The sequence below is a fragment of the Lutibacter sp. genome (genome assembly GCF_040883305.1).
In the GTDB taxonomy this organism is placed as follows: domain Bacteria; phylum Bacteroidota; class Bacteroidia; order Flavobacteriales; family Flavobacteriaceae; genus Lutibacter.
Genome location: NZ_JBFLKT010000042.1, coordinates 1 through 12,270 on the forward strand (window position 1 = coordinate 1; position 12,270 = coordinate 12,270).

General features: G+C 30.7%; 11 protein-coding genes. 5 read left to right on the plus strand and 6 right to left on the minus strand.

What is annotated here, in order from left to right:
• Positions 1–256: deoxynucleoside kinase (locus AB1Z17_RS01295; protein ID WP_368049981.1), on the plus strand; the 256-nt coding region annotated here is incomplete at its 5' end.
• A 181-nt stretch (positions 257–437) separates the two neighbouring features.
• On the opposite strand, the gene gldC is transcribed toward AB1Z17_RS01295, so the two are convergent.
• Together gldC and gldB are read right to left on the minus strand one after the other, a co-directional pair.
• A complete protein-coding gene (gene gldC / locus AB1Z17_RS01300) occupies positions 438–773 on the minus strand; it encodes a gliding motility protein GldC (RefSeq protein ID WP_368049982.1) in 336 nt (111 codons plus the stop codon).
• Entirely contained in the window at positions 773–1,732 is a 960-nt protein-coding gene (gldB, locus tag AB1Z17_RS01305; protein ID WP_368049983.1) for a gliding motility lipoprotein GldB, read from the minus strand. Before gldB ends, gldC begins: the two co-directional genes overlap by 1 nt.
• Positions 1,733–1,791: 59 nt before the next feature.
• On the opposite strand from gldB, the gene nadE reads away from it, so the two are divergent.
• A complete protein-coding gene (nadE, locus tag AB1Z17_RS01310) occupies positions 1,792–2,580 on the plus strand; it encodes an NAD(+) synthase (protein WP_368049984.1) in 789 nt (262 codons plus the stop codon).
• Between the two features lie 12 nt (positions 2,581–2,592).
• On the opposite strand, the gene AB1Z17_RS01315 is transcribed toward nadE, so the two are convergent.
• Complete coding sequence (locus AB1Z17_RS01315; RefSeq protein WP_368049985.1) at positions 2,593–3,423, minus strand: universal stress protein; 831 nt, start codon at positions 3,421–3,423, stop codon at positions 2,593–2,595.
• 162 nt (positions 3,424–3,585) lie between these two features.
• On the opposite strand from AB1Z17_RS01315, the gene rimP reads away from it, so the two are divergent.
• Genes rimP through infB form a run of 3 tightly spaced genes read left to right on the plus strand, consistent with a single transcriptional unit; the run spans position 3,586 to position 8,261 of the window.
• Positions 3,586–4,050, plus strand: a complete 465-nt coding sequence (gene rimP / locus AB1Z17_RS01320) for a ribosome assembly cofactor RimP (RefSeq protein ID WP_368049986.1) — start codon at positions 3,586–3,588, stop codon at positions 4,048–4,050.
• 12 nt (positions 4,051–4,062) lie between these two features.
• Positions 4,063–5,322 (plus strand): transcription termination factor NusA, encoded by a 1,260-nt coding sequence (gene nusA / locus AB1Z17_RS01325; RefSeq protein WP_368049987.1) that lies wholly within the window; start codon positions 4,063–4,065, stop codon positions 5,320–5,322.
• Between the two features lie 41 nt (positions 5,323–5,363).
• Positions 5,364–8,261 (plus strand): translation initiation factor IF-2, encoded by a 2,898-nt coding sequence (infB, locus tag AB1Z17_RS01330; RefSeq protein WP_368049988.1) that lies wholly within the window; start codon positions 5,364–5,366, stop codon positions 8,259–8,261.
• A gap of 102 nt (positions 8,262–8,363) precedes the next feature.
• Here the strand turns inward: infB and rlmN are convergent, their stop codons facing one another.
• The 3 genes from rlmN to AB1Z17_RS01345 all read right to left on the minus strand — a co-directional run bounded on the left by rlmN (position 8,364) and on the right by AB1Z17_RS01345 (position 12,052).
• Complete coding sequence (rlmN, locus tag AB1Z17_RS01335) at positions 8,364–9,404, minus strand: 23S rRNA (adenine(2503)-C(2))-methyltransferase RlmN (protein WP_368049989.1); 1,041 nt, start codon at positions 9,402–9,404, stop codon at positions 8,364–8,366.
• A 120-nt stretch (positions 9,405–9,524) separates the two neighbouring features.
• Positions 9,525–10,574, minus strand: a complete 1,050-nt coding sequence (gene queA / locus AB1Z17_RS01340) for a tRNA preQ1(34) S-adenosylmethionine ribosyltransferase-isomerase QueA (protein ID WP_368049990.1) — start codon at positions 10,572–10,574, stop codon at positions 9,525–9,527.
• A gap of 248 nt (positions 10,575–10,822) precedes the next feature.
• Positions 10,823–12,052, minus strand: a complete 1,230-nt coding sequence (locus AB1Z17_RS01345; protein ID WP_368049991.1) for a 3-phosphoshikimate 1-carboxyvinyltransferase — start codon at positions 12,050–12,052, stop codon at positions 10,823–10,825.
• Between the last annotated feature and the right edge of the window lie 218 nt (positions 12,053–12,270).

Consider the following 12,270-nt stretch of genomic DNA (forward strand, 5'->3'; position numbering starts at 1 on the left):
AATTACTAAACCAGATTTGTATATTTATTTATATCAAAACACACCTCGCTTATTGGAAAACATTAAAAACCGTGGTAGAGATTATGAGCAGAATATTGCTCCAGAATATTTAGATAAAATACATAAAGGATACAGCACTTTTATTAAAACCGAAGAAACTTTAAACACTTTAATTATTGATGTTTCCGATAAAGATTTTCTAAATAATCCCGATGATTATTATGCTGTATTGAAGAGTATAAAAAACTGCGGTTGAATCAGTTGACAGTTAATGCTAAACGAACAATTTTGTTGTTAAGTCAGATTTAAATGGTTATTGAATGGAGTTGAAATGAATTCTATTAAAAGGCTTCGACCCCGCTCAGCCACCAGACACCTTATGAAACAGAGCTGTCCAAAACTCTTCTCTTAAAACTTTTCAAACTTTAGACTTCTCCCTATTTTTTTAACTCTAATTTTTCAGCAAAATAATCACAAAAATCGCGCATAGTTGCTGTCATTTTTTCATCACTTGTTGCACTTTCAAAAGTATCAGCCATAGAAACTAAGGTTTGATGGAAAAACTGTTTCATTTCATCAACCGGCATGTCTTTTGTCCATAAATCCATTTTTAAAGTCTCTTTTGTTTTTGAATCCCATACAGAAATCATTAAAGCTTTTGCTTCTTCATTAGAAATTCCACCTTCTTCGGCACTCCAATGTAATTTTTCTGGAACTTTATTTTCGTCTAATCCAACTGTAAATTCTATTTTTGATGTATGTGCTACTGCCATTATTTCTTTGGTTTATATTTAGATTTATTAAATATTGCGTCTGCATTTGTTTCCAAAAGTTGTTGCAAAGTTACATTATTATTATTCATATAAGACGTTACAATTTGCCAACCTAACCACGCACCAACGCGTCCTGGTGATTCCTTATCAATTTCAATAAAAAATTTTGAAAATGGTGCTTTATCAATAAAACGTGTTCGCAAATTAGGGTCTGAACTATAAAGCAATTCATTTTCTATAAAAAACTTCCAAATTTGAGATTCGTTAGCTGCAACCCAATCAAACTCTTCTGGGGTATAACCAATTAAACTAGGTTTTGAATGATTCGGCAAATAACTTTCTGTTAAATAAATTCTTTTACCTTCATCAATAATAATATCTAAAAATTGTCTCTTTTTACTTGAAGTAAAATATTTTTTACCAATCTCATTTGCTATATCAACTACCAATTGTGATTTGTCAAAATTTTGAGAAATATATGATGGAAAATCTAAATAAATAGGTTGTTCCTTGCCTAAATACAAATCTAATGCAACAAATAATAAACTATCAGCATATATAACCTTACTTTCATAATCTAAATCTGTAATTAAGGTAATTATTTTAGGTTCTTTAAAATTTTTATGATAGTATTTTATATGTTTAAATAAATCTTCAATTTCCGATGTTTGCTCAGTAAAATCACCAAAAACTTCTTGAGATGTTTTAAAAAGTTCAATTTCATCTACATTATTAATTTTTTCTAGCCAAATACTATCCGAATTATGTTTAGGAAATAAATAAGGATATTGGTTTTTTAACGCTGGTAAAGTTTCAGAAGTTGAATTAAAAAAAATTTGTTCAAATCGATCAACTTCAACATTAATTTCAATGTTTGAGACATCAATATTACTTTTCAATTCTTTTTTACAAGAAAAACTTACCGATAAAACTAGTAATAGTATTATAATTTTGTTCATTAATTTCTATATTTACACTTCTTTCTTTAAAACGCTAAAATTACTAAAAAAGTTTAATTATGAATACAGAAAAAGTTGTTGAACATATTGTTAACTGGTTAAAAGAATATGCAACTAATGCAAAGGTAAATGGATTTGTAATTGGTATTTCTGGAGGAATAGATTCTGCTGTAACTTCAGTGCTTTGTGCAAAAACCGGATTTCCTGTTCTTTGTATTGAAATGCCAATTCACCAAGGAGAAAACCAGGTTACAAGAGGTAAAGAGCATATTTTAGATTTAAAAAAGAAGTTTAAAAACGTAAATTCAACCGAAGTTAATTTAACTGAAACCTTTGAAAAATTTAAATTGGTAGTTCCAACTACAGATAATGAAGCGACCGTAAATATGTCTTTAGCAAATACCCGCGCCAGATTGCGTATGACAACTTTATATTATTTTGCAGGACTTTACGGATATTTAGTTGCTGGAACTGGAAATAAAGTTGAAGATTTTGGAGTTGGTTTTTTTACAAAATATGGAGATGGCGGTGTAGATTTAAGTCCTATCGCAGATTTAATGAAATCTGAAGTTTATGAAATTGCAAAATTCTTAGAAATCCCTAAAAGTATTCAAAAAGCGGCACCAACCGATGGCTTATTTGGTGATAGCAGAACCGATGAAGATCAAATTGGAGCAAGTTATGATGAATTAGAATGGGCAATGAGTCAAGCTGAAATTGGAAAAACCGGTAACGACTTTTTAGGCAGAGAAAAAGAAGTTTTCACTATCTATTCTCAAAGAAATAAGGCTAATAAACATAAAATGGTTGCTATTCCTGTTTGTAAAATCCCAAAAGATTTAAAATAAAAAATATTCGTTTTAAAGTTTAAAAGTAACTACTGGTAATTTAGCATGGTTTGCTAAATCTTCCCCAATACTTCCATTAAACAAATGCGCTAATCCTCTACGACCATGAGTATTAAGCACTATAACATCTGCATCAATTAATTTAGAAAAATTAAGAACGCCAGACTCTACAGAAATATCATTATAAATATTTAAGGTAAAATCGCCTAAATCAAATCCATCAATAAAACTTCTTATTGCATCACTCGATTCTTTTGTAGTTTCAAAATTATGAATTGTATTAATTTTAAGTAAATGCAATTTTGCATTAAACAAGAGTGTGAAATTTAATATTTTTTGAAAAGCAGAGCTATTTTCAATTTTAAAATTAGAAGCAAAAACAATATTTTCAATTTTAAAATTTTCAATATCCTTTTTTACAACCAACACAGGTATATCAGAATTTCTTACAACTTTTTCAGTATTACTACCAACTAAAATTTCCTCAAGACCTGATGCGCCTTGAGATCCCATTACAATTAAATCAACTTCATTTTTTTTACTTTCAGCTAAAATACCTTCATAAGCTTTATGAAAATTTACAGAATCTTCTAACTCTATCCCTTCTAAAAACGGAAGTTTTTTAAATTCCTCAAATTTTTCATGAGCTCGTTTTAAAAACAACAATGACGTGGGAGTATTATTTGAAGTACCAAAACTTGACGGATCAATAATTCCAGAAGGTAGTTCAAGCATATGCAATAAAAATATTTTTGAATTCGTTTTTTTAGCTATTGTAGCTGCAACTTTCGCTGCATATTGGGCTTGTATCGAAAAATCAACTGGTACTAATATACTTTTCATAAAATATGTGTTCTAAAATGTTATGCTTTAAGGTAAAGTTATGAATTTTAAATTAAAAAAAAAATCATTTTTTATAATTAAAAAATTGTTAGTATATTTGCACCGAATTATTACAGAATAGAGGATTGGAGGGGACGTAAAGTCCCCTCTTTTTATAAAAAAATGGATAAAACTAAAATTATAGATTTAGTAGATCAAGCACTAAAAGAAAACCCTGCGTTATTTTTAATTGATCTAAAATTTTTACCCGACAATAAAATTTACGTTGAGGTAGATGGAGATAGCGGCATTGCTTTAACTGAATGCATAAGAATTAGCAGAGCCGTTGAACATAATTTAGATAGAGAGGAAGAAGATTTCTCTTTAGAAGTAACATCGCCTGATATCGCAAATCCTCTAAAAGTAAAACGACAATATTTAAAAAATATTAATCGTATCCTGCAAGTTAAGTTAACTAACAATTCTAATGTTGAAGGAAAACTTATAAACGTAAATGAAGAAGATATAGCGTTAGAGTGGAAAGTACGGGAACCAAAACCAATAGGTAAAGGTAAAATTACAGTTGTAAAAAAAGCAATAATACCATTTGTGGATATTTTAGAAGCAAAAGTGAAAGTAATATTTTAATTAAATGAATGCATGGAAAATATAGCATTAATTGAGTCATTTTCAGAGTTTAAAGGAGATAAAAATATTGATAGAGTTACGCTAATGTCAATACTTGAAGAAGTATTTAGAGCAGCTTTAAAAAGAAAATTCGGGTCTGATGATAACTTTGATATTATTATAAATCCAGATAAGGGAGATTTAGAAATTTGGAGAAACAGAGTCGTTGTAGCAGACGGAATGTCTGAAGATGATAATGAAGAAATTGAACTTTCAGAAGCAAGAAAAATTGAACCAGATTTTGAAATTGGGGAAGATGTTTCTGAAGAAGTAAAACTAATTGATTTAGGAAGAAGAGCAATTTTAGCATTGCGTCAAAATCTTATTTCAAAAATTCATGAGCACGATAGTACTAACACCTTTAAACATTTTAAAGAATTAGAAGGAGATATTTATAGTGCTGAAGTGCATCATATTAGACACAACGCAATAATCCTGTTAGATGATGATGGAAACGAAATTGTTTTACCTAAAAGTGAGCAAATCCGTTCAGATTATTTTAGAAAAGGAGAATCGGTTCGTGGAATTATAAAAACTGTAGAATTACGTGGTAACAAACCAGTTATTATTTTATCAAGAACATCGCCTCAATTCTTAGAAAAATTATTTGAACAAGAAATTCCTGAAGTATTTGACGGTTTAATAACTATTGAAGGTGTTGCAAGAATACCAGGTGAAAAAGCAAAAGTTGCAGTAGATTCTTATGATGATAGAATTGACCCAGTTGGAGCTTGTGTTGGTATGAAAGGTTCTCGTATTCACGGAATTGTACGTGAATTAGGAAACGAAAATATTGATGTAATTAACTTTACAAAAAATACACAATTATTTATTGCCAGAGCTTTAAGTCCTGCCAAAGTTGTTTCTATGAAAATTCATGAGGAAGAAGGTAGAGAAGATGGCAAAAAAGGAAGAGTTGATGTATTTTTATTACCAGAAGAAGTTTCAAAAGCAATTGGTAAAAATGGAGTAAATATCCGTTTAGCATCACAACTAACTGGCTACGAATTAGACGTTCAACGCGAAGGTGTTGAAGCTGAAGACGATGTTGAATTAACAGAATTCTCAGATGAAATAGAAGCTTGGGTAATTCAAGAATTCAAAAAAATAGGTTTAGATACAGCACGCAGTGTACTTGAAAAAGATGTAGCTGAACTTTTAAAAAGAACTGATTTAGAAGAGGAAACTATTTTAGAGGTTCAAAAAATATTAAAAGAAGAATTTGAAGACTAATCTTTAAATTTTCAACAACAAATAGGCTAAAAATAAATTATATGGCTGACAACAAAACATTGAGACTGAACAAAGTATTACGCGAATTAAACATTTCGTTAGATAGAGCCGTTGAGCACTTAACAAATCATGGATTTGAAATTGAGGCACGACCGACTACAAAAATATCTAATGAAGAGTACAATGTATTACTAGATGGTTTTCAGACTGATAGAAACAAAAAGGCAGCTTCTAAAGAGGTAAGTGAAGAAAAAAGAAAGGAAAAAGAAGCCCTAAGAGTAGCTCTTGAAGAAAAAATGGAAAAACAACGTCTTGAAGAAGAAGCCAAAAAAGTTGTTGTAAAAGCCAAAGCTGAAAAATTAGAATTTAAAACAGTTGGAAAAATAGATATTGAACCTAAAAAGGAGGAACCGAGTACTCCTAAGGTTGAAGTTCCTAAACCAGTTGTTGAAGAGGTTAAAGAAGAAGCACCTAAAAAACCTGAAGCTGTTAAAGAAGTTATTGCTGAAACTCCAAAAGTTGAAGCAAAACAAGAAGTGCCAAAAACAGAAGCACCGAAAGATACTCCTAAAAAGGTTGAGAAAGAGGTTGCTCCTAAGGCTTCACAAGAGTCAGCAGTTAAAAAAGAGGTCTCTAAAATAGTAAAACCAAAGATTGTTGAGCCAGTTGTAAAAAAAGAAGAAAAACCTGTAAAAGAGGATAAAAAACCTTTGGAAACTACAGAATCTTCAGAACCTGCTACACCCCAAACAATTGAAACTCAATATAAAAAATTATCAGGACCAAAAATAACAGGTAAAACAATTGATTTAAAACAATTTGAAAAACCTAAAAAGAAAAAACCTGAACCAGCAGCGAAAAAAGAAAAAGCTGCTGATGCAAATAAAAAGAAACGTCGTAGAATTGTTAAAAAAGCACCTGTTCAAGGAGGAGCTAGAAGACCTGGAGGCGCACCACAAGCTCGAGGTGCAAACCAAAGAGGTCCATTAAGAGGTGGTCCTAGAAAACCTATTGTAAAAGAAGAACCATCTGAAGCTGAAGTTCAAAAACAAGTAAGAGAAACTTTAGAAAAGCTTCAAGGTAAATCTAAAAAAGGAAAAGGAGCAAAATACAGACGTGATAAAAGAGACCAACACCGTCAACAAACAGAAATAGATCAAGAATTACAAGCAGCAGAAAGTAAAGTTCTTAAAGTTACTGAATTTGTTACAGTTAGTGAAATTGCAACAATGATGAACATACCAGTTACAAACATTATTTCTACTTGTATGTCCCTGGGAATGATGGTAACTATGAACCAACGTTTAGATGCAGAAACATTAACAATTGTTGCTGAAGAATTTGACTACACAGTTGATTTTATTGGTGCAGAAGTTGAAGAATCTATTGAAGAACATCAAGATACTGCAGAGGAATTAGAAAATAGAGCACCTGTTATTACAGTAATGGGACACGTAGATCACGGTAAAACATCTTTATTAGATTATATTCGTGAAGAAAACGTAATTGCCGGAGAATCTGGTGGAATTACCCAACACATTGGCGCTTATGGAGTGCAACTAAAAAGCGGACACAAAATCGCATTTTTAGATACTCCTGGTCACGAAGCCTTTACAGCGATGCGTGCACGTGGTGGACAAGTTGCAGATATTGTAATTATTGTTGTTGCAGCTGATGATGATGTTATGCCTCAAACTAAAGAAGCCATTAGCCACGCACAAGCTGCTGGTGTGCCAATTATTTTTGCAATAAATAAAATTGATAAACCTACTTCAAATCCAGAAAAAATAAAAGAACAACTTTCTCAAATGAATTTGTTAGTTGAAGATTGGGGTGGGAAAATACAATCACACGATATTTCTGCTAAAACAGGGTTAGGTGTAGATGATTTACTTGAAAAAGTAATTCTAGAGGCTGAAATGTTAGATTTAAAAGCAAATCCAAATAAAAATGCTGTTGGAACTGTAGTTGAAGCATTATTAGATAAAGGTAGAGGATATGTTTCAACTATTTTAGTACAGGAAGGTACTTTAAAAATTGGAGATTATATGTTGGCTGGTAAACATAGCGGAAAAATAAAAGCGATGTTTGATGAGCGTGGAAATAATATGGAAAATGCAGGCCCTTCTACTCCTGTATCTATTTTAGGATTAGATGGAGCTCCTCAAGCAGGTGATAGATTTCACGTTTTTGAAGATGAAAAAGAAGCTAAACAACTTGCTACAAAACGTTCTCAATTACAACGTGAGCAATCTGTTAGAACACAACGTCATATTACTTTAGATGAAATTGGAAGAAGAATTGCATTAGGTGACTTTAAAGAATTGAACATTATATTAAAAGGTGATGTTGACGGTTCTGTAGAAGCCTTAACCGATTCATTCCAAAAACTATCTACGGATGAAATTCAAGTAAATATTATTCATAAAGGTGTTGGTGCAATTACAGAATCTGATGTATTATTAGCTTCTGCATCCGATGCAATTATTGTTGGATTTAACGTAAGACCTTCTGGAAATGCCAGAATGTTAGCTGATAATGAAGAAATTGACGTAAGAACATACTCTATTATTTACGACGCTATTAACGATCTTCGTGATGCAATGGAAGGAATGTTGTCTGCTGAAATTAAAGAAGAAGTTACAGGTAATGTTGAAATTAGAGAAGTTTATAAAATTTCTAAAGTTGGTAATATTGCAGGTTGTATGGTAACTAGCGGGAAAATCTTTAGAAACTCTAAAATTAGAATTATTAGAGATAGTGTTGTAATTCATTCAGGTGAATTAACTTCTTTAAAACGATTTAAAGATGACGCTAAAGAAGTTGCCAAAGGATATGATTGTGGTATTCAGTTAAAGAATTTCAATAACATTGAAGTTGGAGATATAATTGAAGCTTACCAAGAAGTTGAAGTTAAAAAGAAATTAAAGAGAAATTAATAATTTCAAATTCTATAAAACAAAAAAATCGAGGCTATAAACCTCGATTTTTTTTGTTCTTATATCACAATATCATTAATTTAAAATGACATTATTTTTAATCTAGCTTTTCTTATTTGCTAATTGACCACAAGCAGCATCTATATCTTTTCCCCTACTTCGTCTTACATTTACAATTATATCATTCATTTCTAAAATACTAATATAATCGTCTATGGCTTGAGGTCTTGCTTGTTGAAAGTCTCCATCATCAATTGGGTTATATTCTATCAGATTGACTTTGCACGGCACATATTTACAAAATTTAACCAATGCATGTATTGCTTCTTTTGAATCATTAATTCCTTCCCAAACAATATATTCATAAGTTACCCTGCTGTTCGTCTTTGTATACCAATATTCTAAAGACTCTTTTAAATCTTTTAAAGGAAATGCTTTACTAAAGGGCATTATTTTTGACCTAACCTCATCAATTGCAGAGTGTAACGAAACAGCTAAATTAAATTTAACATCATCATCTGCTAATTTTTTTATCATTTTTGGAACTCCAGAAGTAGAAACCGTAATCCGTTTTGGAGACATTCCTAAACCTTCTTCTGAAGTAATTTTCTCTATAGATTTAAGTACGTTGTTGTAATTCATTAAAGGTTCTCCCATTCCCATAAAAACAATATTTGATAGCTTATGATTGTAATACAATAAACTTTCTTGATTTATTGCAGCAACCTGATCAAAAATTTCATCTGGATTTAAATTACGCATTTTCTTTAAACGTGCAGTTGCACAAAAACTACAATCTAAACTACAACCCACCTGACTAGATACACAGGCAGTTGTTCTACTTCCTGTAGGAATTAAAACAGATTCTACCACCAAACCATCATGCAAACGCACTGCATTTTTCACAGTTCCATCGGAACTGCGTTGCATATCATCAACCTTAATATGGTTTATTACAAAATGAGTTTCAAGCATTTGACGTGTTTCTTTTGAAATATTTGTCATATCATCAAAAGAATGCGCACTTTTACTCCACAACCATTCATAAACCTGATTTCCTCTAAACGCCTTATCTCCATTTGTAACGAAAAAATCTCGCAATTCGGTTTTGGTTAATGCTCGTATGTCTTTTTTTGTACTCATTTATGGTTTAAGTTTAGAAAATAAATTGTCTAAAAAGAATATATCTTGTCATTCTGAAATTATTTCAGGTTGAAGAACATAAACTTTTTAGACAATTATAACTTTTAAAAATAATATTATTTATATAATCAACATCGCATCTCCATACGAGTAAAATTTATAACCTTCTTTTACAGCTTCTTCATAGGCTTCCATTAAAAAATCGTATCCAGCAAAAGCAGCAGCCATCATCATTAAAGTAGATTTTGGAGTATGGAAATTAGTAATCATACAATTTGCAATGCTAAATTCATAAGGAGGGAAGATAAATTTATTAGTCCATCCGTTAAAAGAATTTAAATGATTATTTGAAGATACCGAACTCTCCATTGTTCTCATAACTGTTGTTCCAACTGCGCAAACCCTTCTTTTAGTATCTATAGCGTTATTCACAATTTCAACCGTTTCATCTGATATAATTGCTTGCTCAGAATCCATTTTATGCTTCGATAAATCTTCAACTTCAACAGCACTAAAAGTACCTAGACCAACGTGCAAAGTAACTTCTGCAAAATCTACACCTTTAATTTCTAAACGTTTCATTAAATGTTTAGAAAAGTGTAAACCTGCGGTTGGAGCAGCAACTGCACCTTCGTGCTTGGCATAAATTGTTTGGTAACGTTCCTCATCATCTTCATTAACTTCTCTTTTAATATACTTTGGAAGTGGAGTTTCTCCTAATTCTTCCAATTTTTTTCTAAATTCTTCGTAAGAACCATCATATAAAAAACGTAAAGTTCTCCCTCTTGAAGTTGTATTATCTATAACTTCTGCAACTAAACTTTCGTCATCACCAAAAAATAATTTGTTACCAATTCTTATTTTTCTTGCTGGATCTACTAAAACATCCCACAACCTGCTTTCTGCATTTAATTCTCTTAATAAAAACACTTCAATTCTAGCACCCGTTTTTTCTTTTTCGCCATACATACGGGCAGGAAAAACTTTTGTGTTATTTAAAACCATTAAATCTCCTTCATCAAAATAATTGATTAAATCTTTAAATTGTTTGTGCTCAATTGTTTTTTCTTTTCTATTCAATACCATTAAACGTGATTCATCTCTGTGCTCTGCAGGATATTCAGCTAATAAATCTTCTGGTAATTCAAATTTAAAATGTGATAATTTCATATGTGGCTTTTAGGATTTTTAGTATTACAAATAGTTAAAAATAGTTCTCAAATTTAGAAATTTTGAGCAACCAATTTTATTCGCTTTTGATTAAGTGAGCGCAAATATACAACATCGGCATAGGCGTTGTCAAGTGATTTGCAATAAAATTTAAAAGTTTAAAGGTTTGAAGGTTAAAAAGTTGAGCGTCTTAGGGTGAATTACAGCGTTAAAATTTTAAAATATGGTTTCTGAATCTATAAAATAATTTACCTATTATTATCAATTGTAATTGTAACTTTTTTAAAATCTTCCCAAAAAGTTGGGTACGATTTTGATACTACATTTGGATCTTCAATTTGCAAAGGGACCTTTAAAGCCAAAGGTGCAAAGGCCATTGCCATTCTATGATCATCGTATGTTGATACAGAAATATTTTCTTTAATTTTGGTTGAAACTTGTAAATGTAATGTTTCGTTAGTTATTTCAACCTTCCCTCCTAATTTTTCAATTTCAGTTTTTAAAGCCACTAACCTATCGGTTTCTTTAATTTTTAATGTGTGTAAACCTGTTAAATAACATTCAATACCCAATCCAAAACAAGTAACTGCAATAGTTTGCGCAATGTCTGGGGCTCCAATTAAGTCTAGAGTTAAAAGTCTAAAGTCTAAGGCTTTTGTGTTTTTTAAAAGTATTGAATTTCCTTCAAAATGTGTTACTACACCTAAATTCTTATAAATTTCAGCTAAAACTGAATCACCTTGTAAGCTGTTTTTTTTGTAGGAAGACAATGTTATTTCAGAATTCGGACTTAAAGCGCATAAACTATAATAATAAGAAGCCGAACTCCAATCGGATTCTACAACTATGCTTTTGTTCTCAATTGTTGGTTTTGGTTGAATTGAAATTACATTGTTTTCCCAAGAATATTGAACACCTAATGCAGCTAATAATTGCAAGGTCATTTTAATATATGGAATCGAAGTAACTTCACCTTTAAATTTTAATTGTAAGCCGTTTTTTAAGGTTGGTGCAATTAATAATAATGAAGAAATATACTGACTGCTAACATTTCCTTCAATTTCGACAAAATTTTTAGTCAATTTTTTCCCTAAAATTTTTAAAGGTGGAAATCCTTCTTCTTCAACATATTCAATACTGGCTCCTAATTCTGTTAAAGCATCTACTAAAATTTTAATAGGCCTGTTTTTCATTCTATGCGAACCCGTTAATATAATTTCAGCATTTTCTTTTACCGAAAAATAAGATGTTAAAAAACGCATTGCTGTGCCAGCATGACCAATGTTTATTTCTTTTGAAGTGCTTGCCAATGCTTTTTGCATTAGTTTAGAATCATCAGAATTTGAAATATTTTTAATTTCTAAATTTGGATAAAACTGTTGTAAAACCAATAACCGATTTGTTTCACTCTTTGAACCCGTAATTTGGATAGTTCCTTTTACGGTTTTACTTATTTTATTAATTTTTAACAATTCCATAAGTGCTAATTATACTTTTTAATAAAATATTTTTTATAGATTTACTATTTAGATAAAATTCTAACAATTCAACCAAACATCATGAAAAAATACTTTTTACTAGTAAGCTGTTTTATTTTTATTACAGCCCACAAAGTTAACGCACAAAAAATAGTATCCAAATTTAGTGAAGAATATTACAAATCTATTGAATATCGTAATATTGGACCTTTTAGAGG

Excerpts from the sequence above, each read along its gene's own strand:
- gldC (WP_368049982.1), bottom strand. The coding sequence starts at position 773 with ATGGCAGTAGCACATACATCAAAAATAGAATTTACAGTTGGATTAGAC.
- gldB (WP_368049983.1), bottom strand. The coding sequence starts at position 1,732 with ATGAACAAAATTATAATACTATTACTAGTTTTATCGGTAAGTTTTTCT.
- nadE (WP_368049984.1), top strand. The coding sequence starts at position 1,792 with ATGAATACAGAAAAAGTTGTTGAACATATTGTTAACTGGTTAAAAGAA.
- AB1Z17_RS01315 (WP_368049985.1), bottom strand. The coding sequence starts at position 3,423 with ATGAAAAGTATATTAGTACCAGTTGATTTTTCGATACAAGCCCAATAT.
- rimP (WP_368049986.1), top strand. The coding sequence starts at position 3,586 with ATGGATAAAACTAAAATTATAGATTTAGTAGATCAAGCACTAAAAGAA.
- nusA (WP_368049987.1), top strand. The coding sequence starts at position 4,063 with ATGGAAAATATAGCATTAATTGAGTCATTTTCAGAGTTTAAAGGAGAT.
- infB (WP_368049988.1), top strand. The coding sequence starts at position 5,364 with ATGGCTGACAACAAAACATTGAGACTGAACAAAGTATTACGCGAATTA.
- rlmN (WP_368049989.1), bottom strand. The coding sequence starts at position 9,404 with ATGAGTACAAAAAAAGACATACGAGCATTAACCAAAACCGAATTGCGA.
- queA (WP_368049990.1), bottom strand. The coding sequence starts at position 10,574 with ATGAAATTATCACATTTTAAATTTGAATTACCAGAAGATTTATTAGCT.
- AB1Z17_RS01345 (WP_368049991.1), bottom strand. The coding sequence starts at position 12,052 with ATGGAATTGTTAAAAATTAATAAAATAAGTAAAACCGTAAAAGGAACT.